The sequence below is a fragment of the Rhodoferax sp. genome (assembly GCF_044236835.1).
In the GTDB taxonomy this organism is placed as follows: domain Bacteria; phylum Pseudomonadota; class Gammaproteobacteria; order Burkholderiales; family Burkholderiaceae_C; genus Allorhodoferax.
On sequence record NZ_JBIIGC010000019.1, the window covers coordinates 11,490 to 28,051 of the forward strand.

Below are 16,562 nucleotides of genomic sequence, written 5' to 3' on the forward strand. Positions count from 1 at the left end.
TTCATGACTTCGAACCCCAGCATCAACGCATTCGACCCCGAACTCGGCGCCGCCATGGACGCCGAGGCGCGCCGACAGCAGGACCACCTGGAGCTGATCGCCTCGGAAAACTACACCAGCGCCCGGGTGTTGGCCGCGCAAGGCAGCGTGCTGACCAACAAGTACGCCGAGGGCTATCCAGGCAAGCGCTACTACGGCGGCTGTGAGTTTGTCGATGTGGCCGAGCAATTGGCCATTGACCGGGCCAAAAAACTGTTCGGTGCCGATTGGGCCAATGTGCAACCGCATTCCGGCTCCAGCGCCAACGCGGCGGTGTACATGGCGCTGATGCAACCAGGCGAAACCATTTTGGGCATGAGCCTGGCCCACGGCGGCCACCTCACCCACGGCGCCAAGGTGAGCTTCTCCGGCAAGATTTACCACCCGGAGCAGTACGGCATAGATACCACCACGGGCCTGATCGACTACGACGCCTTGGAAGCGCAAGCCATTGCCGTCAAGCCCAAGATGATCGTGGCCGGTTATTCCGCGTACAGCCGCCACCTCGACTTTGCGCGCTTTCGCGCCATTGCCGACAAGGTCGGCGCGTTGTTGTGGGTGGACATGGCGCACTTTGCTGGTCTGGTCGCTGCCGGCCTGTACCCCAACCCGGTGCCTTTTGCCGACGTGGTCACCACCACCACCCACAAGACCTTGCGCGGCCCGCGCGGCGGCATGATTTTGTGCCGCGCCAACCCCGACATCGAGAAGAAGCTCAACGCCATGGTCTTCCCCGGAAGCCAGGGCGGCCCGCTGATGCATGTGATTGCCGCCAAGGCGGTGGCTTTCTTGGAGGCCTTGCAGCCCGAGTTTGTGGTCTACCAAAAGCAGGTCATTGCCAACGCCCGCGCCATGGCTGCGGTGTTCATGGCGCGCGGCTACGACGTGGTCTCCGGCGGCACCGACAACCACCTCATGCTGGTGAGCCTGATCGCCAAGGGCCTGACCGGCAAAGACGCCGACGCCGCACTGGGGCGCGCCCACATCACGGTCAACAAAAACTCGGTGCCCAACGACCCGCAAAGCCCGTTTGTGACCAGCGGCATCCGCGTGGGCACACCGGCCATTACCACCCGCGGCTTCGGTGTTACCGAATGCGAGCAGGTGGCCACCGCCATGTGCGATGTGATGGACAGCATGGCCAATGGCGGCGACAGCGCAGCCACCGAGCGCGACGTTGCAGGACGCATCACCGCGCTGTGCCACCGCTTCCCCGCGCCCGCACCGTTTGCAGCCTGACGTGCACGCCCGACCCCGCCCGAGCTACTCACCCACAACCCCAAAGGCCCACCGCCATGGCACTCAGTGTTTTTGACCTGTTCAAGATCGGCATCGGGCCGTCGAGCTCGCACACCGTGGGGCCCATGAAGGCCGCCGCCATGTTTGCAGGCCGCCTGCGCGAAGACGGTTTGCTAGACACCATCGCCCGCGTGGAGGTGCGCATGTACGGCTCGCTGGGCGCCACCGGCAAGGGCCATGGCACCGACAAAGCGGTGATGCTGGGCCTGGAAGGCCTGATGCCTGACACCATCGACCCCGACACCATCGAACCGCGCCTAAAGGCCATGCGGGCTGCCGGAAAGATTCAGCTCGCAGGCACCCACCCCTTGGCATTCAGCGAGAAGAACGACCTGACCTTTTTGCGCCGCGAGGCCTTGCCCTTCCACTCCAACGGCGTCAAGTTTGTCGGCTTTGGCGCCGACGGCGCGGTGCTAAGCGAGCGGCGTTACTTCTCGATTGGTGGCGGCTTCGTGGTCTCGCAAGAGGAGGCCGATGCGCCTACCGACGGCCCGGCCATCGTCTCCGACCCCACCACGGTGCGCTACCCGTTTTCCAGCGGCGACGATCTGATGGCCATTTGCGCCGGTACCGGTTTGACCATCGCGCAGGTGGTGCGGGTCAACGAGCAGTCCTGGCGTAGCGACGCCGAGATCGACGCCGGCCTGGACCGCATCTGGGACGCCATGAAGGCCTGCGTGGAACGCGGCATCCGCACCGAAGGCCACCTGCCGGGCAACCTGCTGGTCAAGCGCCGCGCCGCCGAGTTGCACCGCACCCTGAGCAGCCGGCCCGAGCAAGCCCTCAAGGACCAGCTCACCATCCTGGACTTTCTCAACGTCTACGCGATGGCGGTCAACGAAGAAAACGCCGCTGGTGGGCGCGTCGTCACCGCGCCGACCAATGGCGCGGCCGGAATCATCCCGGCGGTCATGCACTACTACGACCGCTTTGTGCCCGGCGCGCACCGCGCGGGCATCCACGACTTCTTGCTCACCGCCGGTGCCGTGGGCCAGCTCTACAAAGAAAACGCGTCCATCAGCGGCGCCGAAGTGGGCTGCCAAGGCGAGGTGGGCGTGGCCTGCTCGATGGCGGCAGCGGGCTTGGCCGCGGTCATGGGCGGCACGGTGCGCCAGGTGGAAAACGCCGCCGAAATTGGCATGGAGCACAACCTGGGCCTGACCTGCGACCCGGTCGGTGGGCGGGTGCAGATACCGTGCATCGAGCGCAACGCCATGGGCGCGGTCAAAGCGCTCAACGCGGCGCGCATGGCGCTGCGCGGCGATGGCACGCATTTTGTTTCGCTCGATCAGGTGATCAAAACCATGCGCGATACCGGGCGGGACATGATGACAAAATACAAAGAGACGTCGCGCGGCGGCTTGGCGGTGAACGTCATCGAATGCTGAGGATGTCGTGCTCTGGGGTGCTTGGACTGGGCAGTAACTGACAAAAGACTATGAGCCATTTTTCAATTTTTTCCATCGCCCGCAATGCGATGTCTTACCACGAAAACTGGCAAAAACAGTGGCGCAGCCCAGCGCCCAAAGCCAGTTACGACGCCATCATCGTGGGCGGCGGCGGCCACGGTTTGGCCACGGCCTACTACCTCGCCAAAGAGCACGGCATGCGCAACATCGCGGTGGTTGAGCGCGGCTGGTTGGGTGGCGGCAACACCGCGCGCAACACAACAATAGTGCGCTCCAACTACCTGTGGGACGACGCCACCCACCTGTACGAAAAAGCCTTGCAGTTGTGGGAAGGCCTGTCGCAAGACCTGAACTACAACACCATGTTCAGCCAACGCGGTGTGATGAACGTGGGCCACTCGCACCAAGACATGCGCGACATCCACCGCCGCGTCAACGCCAACCGCCTCAACGGTGTGGACGGCGTGGTGCTGAGCCCCGAAGAAATCAAAGCCATGGTGCCCATCATGAACACCTCGGGCTCGCTGCGCTACCCGGTCATGGGCGCGTCCTTCCAGCCCCGCGCAGGCGTAGCCCGCCACGACGCCATTGCCTGGGGCTTTGCCCGCGCTGCCGACCGCCTGGGTGTGGACATCATCCAAAACTGCGAGGTCATTGGCGTGCAGCGCGAGGGCGACCAGGTGGTGGGCATCGAGACCACGCGCGGCAGCATCAAGAGCAAAAAGATTGGCGTGGTCGCCGCCGGCCACAGCACGGTGATTGCCGATATGGCCGGCATCCGCCTGCCACTGGAAAGCCACCCACTGCAAGCACTGGTGTCCGAGCCACTCAAACCGATTCTGCACACCGTGGTCATGTCCAACGCCATCCACGCCTACGCCAGCCAGTCCGACAAGGGCGACCTGGTGATTGGCGCGGGCATCGACGCCTATGTGGGCTACGGTCAGCGCGGAAGTTTCCCGGTGATCGAGCACACGCTGCAGGCCATTTGCGAGCTGTTCCCCATCTTCCGCCGGGTGCGCATGAACCGGCAGTGGGGCGGCATTGTGGACGTGGCGCCCGACGCCTGCCCCATCATCTCCAAGACCCACATCAAGGGCCTGTACTTCAACTGCGGCTGGGGCACGGGCGGCTTCAAGGCTACTCCGGGGTCGGGCTGGGTGATGGCGCACACGATTGCGCAAGACAACCCGCACCCGCTCAATGCGGCCTTTACCTTGAACCGATTTAACACCGGGCATTTGATTGATGAGCATGGGGCGGCTGGGGTGGCGCATTGACCATGGTTTTGATTGACTTGGTTGCTTGCAGCGGCGGTGGTTGCCCCCCGCTTCCCCCCCGCCCCTTCACCCCGGGCGGGGTGAAGGGGAGCCCCAACAGCCGATTCGGTTGTGGCGCGCCGACCATCCATGAACTGGCGTGGCGAACTGGCGGTCACGCTGCGCGGCTCGCCTTTCTTTAGCAGCCCTAGCCCTATTTGAAGACAAACACAAACTCCAACCATCGACATGCTAAAAATCACCTGCCCCTGGTGTGGCCCCCGCGAAGAAAGTGAGTTTTCCTGCGGTGGCGAGGCCCATATTGCCCGCCCCCTGGACACCGATGCGCTGAGCGACGCGCAGTGGGGCGACTACCTGTTCATGCGCAAAAACCCCAAGGGCCTGCACCGCGAACAGTGGTTGCACAGCGCCGGATGCCGCCGCTGGTTCAACGCCGAGCGCCACACCGTGAGCTATGCCTTCACCAAGTTCTACAAGCCCGGCGTGGACCCGCAGACCGTGCCCAGCATCGCACCGGGCCAAGCCATCACCGGAGACGCACCGTGAGCGGCAAGCGCATTGCTTCCTTGGGCACGCGGCTGGACCGCAGCAAGTCCATCAGCTTCCAATTCAACGGCCGCAGCTACAACGGCTTTCAAGGTGACACCTTGGCTTCGGCCTTGCTGGCTGCGGGCGAGATGGTGCTGGCGCGCTCGTGGAAGTACCACCGTCCGCGCGGCATCATCACCTCGGGGGTGGAAGAACCCTCGGCCTTGGCGCAGATTGAGAGCGGCGCCTTCACCGTGCCCAACGCCAAGATGCCCGAGGTAGAGCTGTACCAGGGCCTGAGCGCCGAGGCCGTCAACGGCTGGCCCCATCTGCTGGCCCGCCTCTTTAGCATCAACCGCAATTTCTCTGCGCTGTTTCCTGCAGGCTTTTATTACAAGACCTTCATGTGGCCGGCCAAGGCCTGGATGCTGTATGAAAAAGTAATCCGCAAAGCCGGTGGCCTGGGCGCAGCGCCCACCGAGGCCGACCCCCAGCGCTATGTGCACCAGAACCTGCACTGCGATGTGCTGGTGGCCGGTGGCGGCGTGGCCGGGCTGGCTGCCGCGCTGGCAGCAGGGCGCAGCGGCGCGCGCGTGGTGCTGGCCGAGCTGGGCCCGGTACTGGGCGGCAGCGCCCACCGCTTGACCGGCACCATCGACGGCCAAAGCGCCAGCGACTGGGTGCGCGCCGCGCAGGCCGAGCTGGCCACCATGCCAGAGGTGACCGTACTGCGCCGCAGTGTGGTGTTTGGCTACCACGACCACAACTTTCTAACCATCCGCGAGTCGCTCACCGACCACCTGCCCCTCAAGGACCGCAAGGGTTTTCGCGAGCGGCTGTGGCGGGTGCGCGCTGGACAGGTCATTTTGGCCACGGGCGCGCACGAGCGCCCCATGGTGTTTGGCAACAACGACCTGCCCGGTGTGATGCTCTCCAGCGCGCTGGCCGATTACGCCCAGTGCTACGGCGTGCTGGTCGGCCAGCGCACCGTGCTGCTGACCAACAACGACACGGCCTATGCCGACGCGCTCACGCTGCAAGGCGCGGGCGCCCAGGTAACGGTGGTGGACACCCGCGCAGGCGCCGTGCTGGCGGGCAGCTTGGCGCAGCAGGCCCAGGAAGCCGGTGTGGCCGTGTTGCGCGGCTTTGTGCCGCTGCAGGCCACGGGCGGCAGCCAGGTCAGCTCGGTGGTGGTCTGCCAAACCGTGGGCACGCAAGCCACGGGCGAGCAGCGCACGCTGCCGGCAGACGCAGTGGGCATGTCCGGCGGCTGGAACCCGGCCATCCACTTGTATTCGCACGCGGGCGGCAAGGCACAGTGGTCGCAGGCTGGCGTGTGTTTTCAGCCGGGCACGCCGCTGCCCAACCAATGCAGCGTGGGCGCATGCAACGCCGACTGGTCGCTGGCGCACACCCTGAAAGCGGCCGACAGCGCCGGTCGCAGCGCTGCTGCACGCGCCGGGTTTTCCACGTCAGCGCGCAGCTACCAAACCCAGGAACCGGTGCCCGAGCCGATCGCGGAGTTCTGGATTGCCGAGACCGGCCAGCCGGTGTCGCGCCGCGCCAAGGCGTTTGTGGACTACCAAAACGATGTGGGTGCCAGCGACATTGAACTGGCGATCCGCGAGGGCTTCGAGTCCATCGAGCACATCAAGCGCTACACCGCCATGGGCTTTGGCACCGACCAGGGCAAGCTGGGCAACATCAATGGCATGGCCCTGGCCGCACGCGCCATGGGCAAGCCTATTGACCAAGTCGGCACCACCACCTTCCGTCCCAACTACCTGCCCATCAGCTTTGGCACCTTCGCCGGGCTGGAGCGCGGCGAGCTGTTCGACCCGGCGCGCAAAACCAGCCCGCATGAGCTCCATGTGGCCGCCGGTGCGCTGTTTGAAGACGTGGGCCAGTGGAAGCGCCCCTGGTACTTCCCCAAAGGCCAAGAAGATATGCACGCCGCCGTAAAGCGCGAGGTGCTGGCGGTGCGAAATGGCGTGGGCATCATGGACGCCTCCACGCTGGGCAAGATCGACATCCAGGGGCCGGACGCTGCCAAGCTCTTGAACTGGATGTACACCAACGCCTGGCTCAAGCTCGAAGTGGGCAAGTGCCGCTATGGCCTGATGCTCGACGAAAACGGCATGGTGTTCGACGATGGCGTGACCGCGCGCCTGGGCGAGAACCACTTCCACATGACCACCACCACCGGCGGCGCCGCCCGCGTGCTGGGCTGGATGGAGCGCTGGGTGCAAACCGAGTGGCCCGATATGCAGGTCTACATGACCTCGGTGACCGACCAGTGGTCCACCTTTGCGGTGGTGGGCCCGCAGAGTCGCACGGTGGTGGAGCGCGTGTGCAAGGACATCGACCTGAGCAACGCAGCATTTCCCTTCATGAGCTGGCGCGAAGGCACGATTGCTGGCGTCAAAGGCCGCATCATGCGTATCAGTTTTTCGGGCGAGATGTCGTTCGAGGTGAACGTGCCGTCCAACTACGGCGCATCGGTCTGGAAGGCGCTCATGGCAGCCGGTGCCGACCTGAACATCACGCCCTACGGCACCGAGTCCATGCACGTGCTGCGGGCGGAGAAGGGCTACATCATCGTGGGCCAGGACACCGACGGCTCCATCACCCCGCACGACTTGGGTATGGGCGGCATGGTATCCACCACCAAAGACTTTCTGGGCCGCCGCTCGCTGTCGCGCAGCCACACCGCAGGGCCGGACCGCAAGCAGCTGGTGGGCCTGATGACGCTAGATGCGCAACTGGTGTTGCCCGAAGGTACGCAACTCACCGAACTGGCCCAGTTGCCCGCGCCGCCGGTGCCCATGATCGGGCACGTGACGTCGAGCTACTACAGCCCCACGTTGCAGCGCTCGATTGCCATGGCCGTGGTGCGCAACGGCCACGCGCGCATGGGCCAAACCATTTACGCCGCGCTGGCCGATGGCCGCAATGTGGCTGCCACCGTGTGCAGTCCGGTTTTTTATGACCCAGAAGGGAAACGTCTCCATGCCTGAAGTCGTAATGGAAAGCCCGCTGGTCGGCATCGAACGCCCCAGCCACCGCGTAATGCAGGTGGACGGGCGCAACTGCTCGCTATCCGAAGTGCCCTTCATGGCCATGCTCAACCTGCGTGGAAACAGCGGCGACGCTGCGTTCACCCAGGCCATTGGGGCCGCGACCGGGCTGCGGCTCCCGGTGCAAGCCAACACCTGCGCCATGAACGGCCAGCGGCAGTTGTTGTGGCTGGGACCCGACGAGTGGCTGCTCAAAACCAGCCACGGCCAAGGCGAGGTGTTGATGGACGCGCTGCGCAGCGCGCTGCGGGGCCTGCATGCGGCGGTGGTGGCAGTGGGTGACGGCTACACCACGCTGACCGTCGAAGGTGACGGCGCGGCGGCATTGCTTTCGCGCGGTTGCCCACTGGACCTGCACCCGCGTGCATTTGCCGCAGGTGCAGTGGCACAAAGCCATGTCGCCAAAACCAACGTCACCGTGTTGTGCCTGGAAGCCGGCCAGCGCTACGAGCTCACCGTGCGCCGCAGCTACGCCGACTACCTGTTTCGCTGGCTCTGCCAAGCCGGTGCCTGAGACCTCGCCCAAGGCCGCCGTTGTAGTCGGCGGTGTCGCCTCGGCCGTGACGGGAGCTAGCCGCTACTTCCTGGGCATTGACACCGGCGGCACCTTCACCGACGCGGTGTTGCTTGACGAGGCCCAGGCCATCGTCGCCTCGGCCAAGAGCCTGACCACCCGCTTCGATCTGGCCGTTGGCATTGGCGCCTCGCTGGACAAGCTCCCACCTGCGCTGTTGGCGCAGGTGGTGCTGGTGTCGCTGTCGACCACGCTGACCACCAACTCGGTGGTCGAAGGCAAGGGCGCGCCGGTGTGCGTGCTGTTGGCGGGCTACGACGAGCGCCAGGTCAAGGCCAGCGGCCTGGTGGAGTTGCTGGGCATGGACTCGATCGCCATGCTGCCCGGTGGGCACGACGCTGGCGGCGCGGAGGCGCAGCCTCTGGACGAAGCGGCCACGCGCGCGGCGATCCTGCGCTTCGCCCCGCGCGTTTCGGCCTTTGCCATCTCGGCGAGCTTTGGGGTGCGCAACCCCGAGCATGAGCTGCAGATGCGCGCCTGGGTGGAAGAACTCTGCGACAAGCCGGTGGCCTGCGGACACGAGCTGGCCTCCAGCCTGGGTGCGCCGCGGCGCGCGATGACGGTGGCGCTCAATGCGCGCATGGTCTCGCATGTCAAGGCCCTGATCGACTCGGTGCAGCGCACCCTGGCCGCGCGCGCCATTGACGCACCGCTGATGGTGGTCAAGGGCGACGGCAGCCTGATCAACGTGGCCAGCGCACTGGCGCGGCCGGTGGGCACAGTGCTTTCCGGCCCGGCCGCCAGCGTGCTGGGCGCCTGCGCATTAAGTGGCCTGCGCAACGCGGTGGTGGCCGACATGGGCGGCACCACCACCGACATTGCGGTGGTGCGCAACGGCCAACCGGCGCTGAGTTTTGATGGCGCGCTGATCGGCCAGTGGCGCCCCATGGTGGAGGCCGTCAAGGTCTACGCCATCGGCTTGGGCGGCGACAGCGAGGTGCGCTTCTCTGGGGGCGAAGGGCTGGCCATTGGCCCGCGCCGGGTGGTACCGCTGAGCCTCTTGGCGCACGAGCACCCGCAGGTGCTTGCCGTGCTGCGCAACCAGCAAAGCGAATCGCCCCACGCCAGCCAGATCCGGTTTGCGCAGCGCCTGCATGCCGACGCCGCCATGCTCGCGCGATTGACCGATGATGAACTCGCCGCCTGGAACACCTTGGCCCAGGGCCCCGTCGACCTAGAGCGCGCCAATCTGGAGCAGCGCGCCCTGTCGCGCGCCATCGCCCGCCTCGAACGCAAGGGCTTGGCGATTTACAGCGGCTTCACCCCCAGCGACGCTGCGCATGTGCTGGGCATGTCGGCGCACTGGAACTCCGAGGCCGCCACGCTCGGCGCCATCATCTGGGCGCGCCAAATGCGCCACCTCTATGGCCTGGGCACCTGGGTGCTGGGCGACGCACGGGCCCCGGCCCGCCAGGTGGTCGACAAAGTGGTCGACACCATCTGCCAAAAACTGATCGAAGCCGGCCTGAACGATGCCGGCCACATGAACGAAGGCAACGCCCACAAAGTCGCCACGTTGCTCACGCACATGGCACTGCACCGGCGGGGCAGCGCGACCGCAGCCCAGCCGGTGTTCCAGCTGCAGTTCGCGCCCGAGCTCCCGCTGGTCGCCGTGGGCGCACCCGCGGCCAGCTACTACCCGGCGGTGGCGCAAGGCTTGGGCGTGCAACTGGTCATGCCGCCCCACGCCGATGTGGCCAACGCCGTCGGCGCCGTGCTGGGCCAGGTGGCGCAGCGGGTGCACCTGACCGTCACCCAACCGGTGCGCGGCACCTACCGCGTGTTTGGCCCCAACGGCCCGCACGACTTTGCAAACTTGGACGACGCCCTCGCGCTGGCCCGCAGCCAGGCCGCCGCACTGGCGCTGCAACGTGCGCACGATGCGGGCGCCAGCGCCCCGACCGTGTCGTTCAGCCAGGAAGACAACGCCGTAACCAATGACATCGACGGCCACCTGTTTTTCGAGGCCCGCATCACCGCCACCGCCAGCGGCGCGCCGGTCACCAAGGTCGTCTAGCCACGATGACGGCGACAGCGGCCCTGCTGGCCGAAGCCTTACAAGCCCACGGCTTGCAGTTGCGCGGTGGGTTTGCGGTGCAGCCGGACGAGGGCTTGGGAGCTGTAACGGATGGCCGCCCTGTGACTTCGCTGTGGATGGTGGGCGTGGTGGGGTCGGCGTTTTGGCCGACGTTTGTCGCCAGTAGCTTCTACCGCGACGGCTTGCCCGACCCGCTGGACCGGTGGAGCCAGTCCATTGGCGACGCGCTGGCCCAGCGCCTGGGCGGGCGTGCCCTGTACCCGTTTGACGGACCGCCCTACCACCCCTTCCAGCGATGGGCCGACCGCGCCGAGGTACTGCAGCCCAGCAGGATGCTGCTGCGCATCCACCCGCAGTTTGGTCTGTGGCACGCCTACCGTTTTGCATTGGCGCTGCCACAGGCGTTGGAGGTGCAGGATGTGGCGCACATCCAAACCAGCGCCAACAGCAGCAAGCCCCCTGGCGCCTGCGGCTCCCTACCTGGCACCCCACCGACCGCGCAGGGCGTCAGCGCCCCACGGTTTGAAACCGGGTTGTGCGCCACCTGCAGCGGTCAGCCCTGCCTGAGTGCATGCCCGGTGGGCGCGTACTCCACCGCTGGCTTTAATCTGGCGGCCTGCGCCACCCATCTGCACACCGAGGCGGGCCAACCTTGCATGCAAGCAGGCTGCCAGGCACGGCGCGCCTGCCCGGTGGGAGCGGAGCACCGCTACCGGCCCGAACATGCGGCATTCCACATGCGCGCCTTTGCGGCGGGCCGGGGACATGCAGGGTGATGTGCGCTCCGGTGTGCGGCCTGAAAAGTAGCTTGATATGCGGTTATGTAATTTGAAACTGATTTTTTAGTCGTTTCGGTTTTGACGGGTCGCTTCCAGAATCGGCGCCATCGCACTCTTGCGTTGCCTGATTTTGGAGTTCTGCATGACCAAGTCCTTGTTTGCGCACCCTACAGCGCTCAACACCGCCCAGGGCGCCCCGCTCAGCCTGCCGCGCCACAGCTTCACCCGGTTTGCGCTGGCGGCCACCGTGTCGCTGACCGCGCTTGTCGCCATCCTTCCGGCAACGGCCCAGGCCCAGGCACCGGCCGTGACCTTGCTCAACGTCTCCTACGACCCCACGCGGGAGTTTTACGTGGAGTTCAACGCCGCCTTCGCCAAGTACTGGAAGGCCAAGACCGGCCAGGATGTGACCATCAAACAAAGCCACGGCGGCTCGGGGCGGCAAGCGCGCTCCATCATCGACGGGCTGGACGCCGATGTGGCCACCCTGGCGCTGGCCGGCGACACCGACGCGCTGCACAGCAACGGCGGACTCATCCCCAAGGACTGGCAAAAGCGCCTGCCGCTCAACAGCTCGCCCTACACCTCCACCATCGTGCTGGTCACCCGCGCGGGCAATCCGAAAAACATCAAAGACTGGGATGACCTGATTCGCTCCGATGTGAAAGTCATCACCCCCAACCCCAAAACCTCGGGTGGCGCACGCTGGAACTACCTGGCCGCGTGGGAGTTTGCCAAGCGCAAATACGGCAGCGAAGCCAAGGCCAAGGAGTTCGTCACCAAGCTGTATGCCAACGTGCCGGTGCTCGATACCGGCGCGCGCGGCTCCTCGGTCACGTTTGCCCAGCGCGGCCAGGGCGATGTGTTTATCTCCTGGGAAAACGAGGCCTACCTGCTGGAAAAAGAGTTCGGTAACAAGGTGGACTTCATCTACCCCTCCCTGTCCATCCTGGCCGAACCCGCCGTGACCGTGGTCGACAAAAACGTGGACAAAAAAGGCACCCGCGCGGTGGCCGAGGAATACCTGAAGTACCTCTACACCGAAGAAGCGCAAGACCTGATCGGCAAACACTTCTACCGCCCCACCTCGGCCAAAGCCCAAGCCAAGTACGCCAAGCAGCTGCCCAAGCTCAACCTGTTCACCATCGGCGAGGCCTTCGGTGGCTGGGACGCGGCATCCAAAGTGCACTTTGTTGACGGTGCGAACTTCGACCAGATTTACACCACGAAGTAAGTGAGCCGCCTGTCGTGCAGCGCTATCGGCTGAGCACTCCATGGGCGCATACGAGACCGGCCCACAGCGCCAGGGTAGCCGCCGGACTTAAGCACCGTACCCGACCAGCCCCTTCACTTCCAGAAAATCGTGGATGCCCCAGTCGGCGTATTCGCGGCCGTTGCCGGACTGCTTGTAGCCACCGAACGGTGCGTGGGTGTCCCAGTCGGGGTAGTTGATGTTGACCTGGCCGGCACGTAGCTGGCGCGCCACCGCGCGGGCATGGGCCAAGTCGGACGACTGCACGTACGCGGCCAAGCCGTACACCGTGTCGTTGGCGATCTCGATTGCCTGCGCTTCGGTGTCGTAGGCCATGATGACCAGCACCGGCCCAAAAATCTCTTCCCGCGCCAGCGTCATCTCTGGCGTGACGTTGCCAAACACGGTGGGGCGCACGTAGTACCCGCGGCTCAAGCCCTCGGGCCGGCCCATGCCGCCGGTCACCAGCGTGCCGCCCTCTTGGATGCCCACTTCGATCAAGCGCTGGATTTTGTTGAACTGCAGCTCGCTGATCACCGGGCCCAGCACGGTGTCGGCCGCGCGCGGGTCGCCAATCTTGATCGCCTCGGCGGTGGCCCGGGCCACAGCGCAGGCTTGCTGCATTTTTGCGCGGGGCACCAGCATGCGGGTCGGCGCGTCGCAGGACTGGCCGGTGTTGCTCATGCAAGCGTCCACGCCTTTGCGCACGGCGGTGTCCAGGTCGGCATCGTCCAAGATGATGTTGGGCGACTTGCCGCCCAGCTCTTGCGCCACACGCTTGACCGTGTCCGCCGCTGTTTTGGCCACCTGGATACCAGCGCGGGTGGAGCCCGTAAAAGACACCATGTCCACATCCGGATGCGCGGACATAAAGTGCCCCACGTCGGGCCCGGTGCCGTTGATCATGTTGTACACACCGGGTGGCGTGCCTGCGGCCTCCATGATTTCAGAGAACACGATGCCGCTGATGGGCGCAATCTCGCTGGGCTTGAGCACCACGGTGCAGCCCGCTGCAATGGCGGGCGCCACCTTGCACACAATTTGGTTGAGCGGCCAGTTCCATGGCGTGATGAGCGCTGCCACACCGATGGCTTCGTGCACCACACGGGTGCTGCCACGTTGTGATTCAAATTCAAAGTTTTCCAGCGCGGTGATGGTGGCCTCCAGGTGCACCCGTCCGGCAAAGGTCTGGGCGTCGCGCGCCCAACTCAGAGGGGCGCCCATTTCGTCGGACACGGCCTGGGCGATGTCTTCGGAGCGCTCGTTGTAGATGGCCAAAATGCGCTTGAGCAAGGCCAGACGCTCTGCCACCGAGCTTGCCGAAAACGCAGGAAACGCCGCTTTGGCCGCCGCCACCGCGCGGTCCACATCGGCCGAGGAACCCAATGAAATCTCGGTGTAAGCCACTTCAGTAGCGGGGTTGATGACCGGCAGTGTGGCGGGTTGGACGGGGGCGACCCATTGGCCGTTGATAAAAAAGCGTTGGTGGTTGGTCACGTTGGAGCTTCCTGAAAAACCCGACATTACCGCAAACTGGCGGGGCTGGAATCGCGCGCCTGTGGATCGATATGCTGGTTCCAGTTTTTGCGGCTGCACTGACGCGATTCCATCAACGACTGTCGCAAATAATGCGTCGATCGCACCTGCGTTCAATACACTTTGGACCTCTGCCAAGAGGCACACCCCCACCTTTCCCTAGGAGCAAAGCGCAAACATGGCCCAATTTCCCCAACGCGCCAAAGTTGTCATCGTCGGCCAGGGCGGCATCGTCGGCGCATCCGTGGTGCACCACCTGATTGAACGTGGCTGGAGCGACATCGTCGGCATCGACAAGTCCGCCATCCCTACCGATGTAGGTTCGACCGCGCACGCATCGGACTTTTGCTTCAACACGATGCACGACCCGCTCACCATCTTCACCACCAAGTACAGCATCGACTTCTACGACAAGTTGGGCCGCTACGAGCGCATCGGCGGGCTGGAGGTGGCGCGGGTGGGCGACGACGAGCGCATGCAGGAGCTGCACCGCCGCGTGGCTTCAGGCAAAGCGTTTGGCAACCGGGTGGAGCTGATCACCCCGGCAGAGGCCAAGGCCCGTTTTCCGCTGCTGGAAGAAAGCATGATCCAAGGCGCGCTGTGGGACCCGGACGCCGGCCTGGTCAAACCGCGCTCGCAAATGGTGGCCGGCGAGTTGGTCGATGCCGCCATTGCCAGCGGCAAGCTGCAGTCGTTTGCCAACACAGCCTGCACCGGCTTGCGCATAGAGAACGGCCGCATCGTGGGCGTGGAAACCACCAAGGGTTTTATCGCCGCCGAGTACGTGGTGGTGTGCGCCGGTCTGTGGGGCCGCTTGATTGCGGGCATGGCCGGGGAAGACCTGCCCATCATGCCGGTGGACCACCCGCTCACCTTTTTCAAGCCCTACCTGGAGTTTGCAGGCACCGGCAAAGACATTGGCTACCCACTCTTGCGCGACCAGGGCAACTCGGCCTACCTGCGCGACACCGGCGACCCGAAGACGCCCGAGGGCGGGCAGATTGAGTGGGGCTACTACGAAGAGAAGAACCCCCGCATGTGCCACCCGCGCGATTTGCTGGAGAAAGAGCAGGCCCGCCTGAGCCCCTCGCAGCGCGACCTGGAGCTGGAGCAAATCATGGCGCCGCTGGAGCGCGCCATGGAGCTCACACCCATCCTGGCCGAGCTGGGCTACGACGACAAATACTCCTTCAACGGCCTGCTGCAAGTCACCACCGACGGCAACCCGTCGATTGGCGAGTCCTCCAAAGTGCGCGGCCTGTGGTACGCCGAGGCGGTGTGGGTGAAAGACGCACCCGGCATCGGCAAGCTGGTGGCCGACTGGATGACCGACGGCTACACCCACCTGGACCATGCCCGCATCGACGTGGCGCGCACCTACCCCTTCCAGCAAGACGAAAAATACATCCACGACCGCTGCTACGAGGGCGCGTTCAAGATCTACAACCCGCCGGTGCACAACCGCGAGCCCTACAGCGCCGGGCGCGGCATTTACAAAAGCCCGTTTTACGAGCGCGAGAAGGCGCTGGGCGCGTACTTCATGGAGCTCTCCGGCTGGGAGCGCGCCCACGGCTATGCCAGCAACGAACACCTGCTGGCCGTGTACGGCGACCAGGTGCCAGTGCGCGCCAACGAGTGGGACAACCGCCACTTCTGGCGCGTCTCCAACGCCGAGCATTTGAAGATGTCGCAAGACGTGGGGATGATCAACGTCTCGCACTTTGCCGAGTTCGATGTGCAGGGGCCGGACGCCGCCGATTTGCTGGAGTACATCTGCGTGGCCAAGGTCGGCGGCGACACGCCGGTGGGCAAGGGCGTTTACACCCATTTTCTGGACGCCAAAGGCGGCGTGCGCGCCGACCTGACGGTGCTGCGTCTGGCCGAAGACCACTACCGCGTGATCGACGGTGCCGACGCCGGCCACCGCGACCTGACCTGGGTGCGCCGCATGGCCCAGGACCGCGGTGCGCGGGTCACCATCACCGACACCACCACCGAGTACGGCTGCCTGGGCGTGTGGGGCCCGAACGCCCGCGCCACCATCCAAAAAATTGCCGAAGACCCGGCGGCCTGGACGCACGAGGCCTTTCCGTTCACCGCCTTGCGCAACCTCAAGATCGCCGGTGTGTCGGTGTTGGCATTTCGCATCTCCTACGTGGGCGAGCAGGGCTGGGAGCTGCACTTCAAACTCCAGGACGGCCTGCCGCTGTGGGACGCGCTCTTCGCTTTGGGCGTGACGCCGGTGGGCGTGGAAACCTACGCCAACAGCCGCCGCATGGAGAAAAGCCTGCGCCTGCAAAACGCCGATTTGCTCACCGAATACAACCTGTTCGAGGCCGACCTGGCCCGCCCCAAAGTCAAGGCCGCCGACTTCCACGGCAAGGCCGCGCACATGGCGTTTCGCGAACGCGCGCACCAACCGGCCATGCTGTGCACCCTGACCATGACCAACAACCTCGACAGCACCGGTGTGGCCCGCTACCCGCTGGGCAACCTGCCGGTGATGGACCCCGCCACCGGCAAGACGCTGGTCGATTCAGAGGGCCGCCGCTCCTACACCACCAGCATCGCCTACGGCCCCACCATCGGTAAAAACATTGCCCTGGCCTACCTGCCGTACGACTACTGCCAGGTGGGGCGCGAACTGCAGATTCAGTACTTTGGCGATGTGTACCCGGTGCGGGTGGAAGCAGTGGGCTACGGCCCCTTGTACGACCCGGAAAACACCAAGCCCCGCTCCTAAACCGTTAC

General features: G+C 65.1%; 11 protein-coding genes. 10 read left to right on the forward strand and 1 reads right to left on the reverse strand.

The genetic code is table 11. The features are described from left to right. Window positions 1-3: 3 nt before the first annotated feature. From glyA to ACILRC_RS12630, 9 genes are all read left to right on the forward strand, one after another. A complete protein-coding gene (gene glyA, locus ACILRC_RS12590) occupies window positions 4-1,278 on the forward strand; it encodes a serine hydroxymethyltransferase (protein ID WP_395669720.1) in 1,275 nt (424 codons plus the stop codon). Window positions 1,279-1,334: 56 nt separating this feature from the next. Further along, complete coding sequence (locus ACILRC_RS12595; protein WP_395669721.1) at window positions 1,335-2,726, forward strand: L-serine ammonia-lyase; 1,392 nt, start codon at window positions 1,335-1,337, stop codon at window positions 2,724-2,726. A 50-nt stretch (window positions 2,727-2,776) separates the two neighbouring features. After that, complete coding sequence (locus ACILRC_RS12600; RefSeq protein ID WP_395669722.1) at window positions 2,777-4,027, forward strand: sarcosine oxidase subunit beta family protein; 1,251 nt, start codon at window positions 2,777-2,779, stop codon at window positions 4,025-4,027. A gap of 228 nt (window positions 4,028-4,255) precedes the next feature. Next, window positions 4,256-4,573 carry a sarcosine oxidase subunit delta gene (locus ACILRC_RS12605; protein WP_395669723.1) on the forward strand — a complete coding sequence of 106 codons (318 nt, stop codon included), beginning with the start codon at window positions 4,256-4,258 and terminating at the stop codon, window positions 4,571-4,573. Continuing rightward, window positions 4,570-7,572 carry a sarcosine oxidase subunit alpha family protein gene (locus ACILRC_RS12610; protein ID WP_395669724.1) on the forward strand — a complete coding sequence of 1,001 codons (3,003 nt, stop codon included), beginning with the start codon at window positions 4,570-4,572 and terminating at the stop codon, window positions 7,570-7,572. The genes ACILRC_RS12605 and ACILRC_RS12610 overlap by 4 nt, the downstream gene beginning before the upstream one ends. Further along, entirely contained in the window at window positions 7,565-8,146 is a 582-nt protein-coding gene (locus ACILRC_RS12615) for a sarcosine oxidase subunit gamma (protein ID WP_395669725.1), read from the forward strand. The genes ACILRC_RS12610 and ACILRC_RS12615 overlap by 8 nt, the downstream gene beginning before the upstream one ends. Continuing rightward, window positions 8,139-10,223: a hydantoinase/oxoprolinase family protein gene (locus ACILRC_RS12620; RefSeq protein WP_395669726.1), complete on the forward strand. Its 2,085-nt coding sequence runs from the start codon at window positions 8,139-8,141 to the stop codon at window positions 10,221-10,223. The genes ACILRC_RS12615 and ACILRC_RS12620 overlap by 8 nt, the downstream gene beginning before the upstream one ends. Window positions 10,224-10,228: 5 nt before the next feature. Beyond that, window positions 10,229-11,020: a hypothetical protein gene (locus ACILRC_RS12625; protein ID WP_395669727.1), complete on the forward strand. Its 792-nt coding sequence runs from the start codon at window positions 10,229-10,231 to the stop codon at window positions 11,018-11,020. A 145-nt stretch (window positions 11,021-11,165) separates the two neighbouring features. Further along, window positions 11,166-12,257, forward strand: a complete 1,092-nt coding sequence (locus ACILRC_RS12630) for a sulfate ABC transporter substrate-binding protein (RefSeq protein ID WP_395669728.1) — start codon at window positions 11,166-11,168, stop codon at window positions 12,255-12,257. 87 nt (window positions 12,258-12,344) lie between these two features. Here the strand turns inward: ACILRC_RS12630 and ACILRC_RS12635 are convergent, their stop codons facing one another. Beyond that, window positions 12,345-13,772, reverse strand: coding sequence for an aldehyde dehydrogenase family protein (locus tag ACILRC_RS12635; RefSeq protein WP_395669729.1), 1,428 nt, complete (start codon window positions 13,770-13,772; stop codon window positions 12,345-12,347). Window positions 13,773-13,989: 217 nt separating this feature from the next. On the opposite strand from ACILRC_RS12635, the gene ACILRC_RS12640 reads away from it, so the two are divergent. Then, a complete protein-coding gene (locus ACILRC_RS12640) occupies window positions 13,990-16,554 on the forward strand; it encodes an FAD-dependent oxidoreductase (RefSeq protein ID WP_395669730.1) in 2,565 nt (854 codons plus the stop codon). Window positions 16,555-16,562 lie beyond the last annotated feature (8 nt).

Excerpts from the sequence above, each read along its gene's own strand:
- ACILRC_RS12630 (WP_395669728.1), top strand. The coding sequence starts at position 11,166 with ATGACCAAGTCCTTGTTTGCGCACCCTACAGCGCTCAACACCGCCCAG.
- ACILRC_RS12640 (WP_395669730.1), top strand. The coding sequence starts at position 13,990 with ATGGCCCAATTTCCCCAACGCGCCAAAGTTGTCATCGTCGGCCAGGGC.
- ACILRC_RS12615 (WP_395669725.1), top strand. The coding sequence starts at position 7,565 with ATGCCTGAAGTCGTAATGGAAAGCCCGCTGGTCGGCATCGAACGCCCC.
- ACILRC_RS12605 (WP_395669723.1), top strand. The coding sequence starts at position 4,256 with ATGCTAAAAATCACCTGCCCCTGGTGTGGCCCCCGCGAAGAAAGTGAG.
- glyA (WP_395669720.1), top strand. The coding sequence starts at position 4 with ATGACTTCGAACCCCAGCATCAACGCATTCGACCCCGAACTCGGCGCC.
- ACILRC_RS12600 (WP_395669722.1), top strand. The coding sequence starts at position 2,777 with ATGAGCCATTTTTCAATTTTTTCCATCGCCCGCAATGCGATGTCTTAC.
- ACILRC_RS12625 (WP_395669727.1), top strand. The coding sequence starts at position 10,229 with ATGACGGCGACAGCGGCCCTGCTGGCCGAAGCCTTACAAGCCCACGGC.
- ACILRC_RS12595 (WP_395669721.1), top strand. The coding sequence starts at position 1,335 with ATGGCACTCAGTGTTTTTGACCTGTTCAAGATCGGCATCGGGCCGTCG.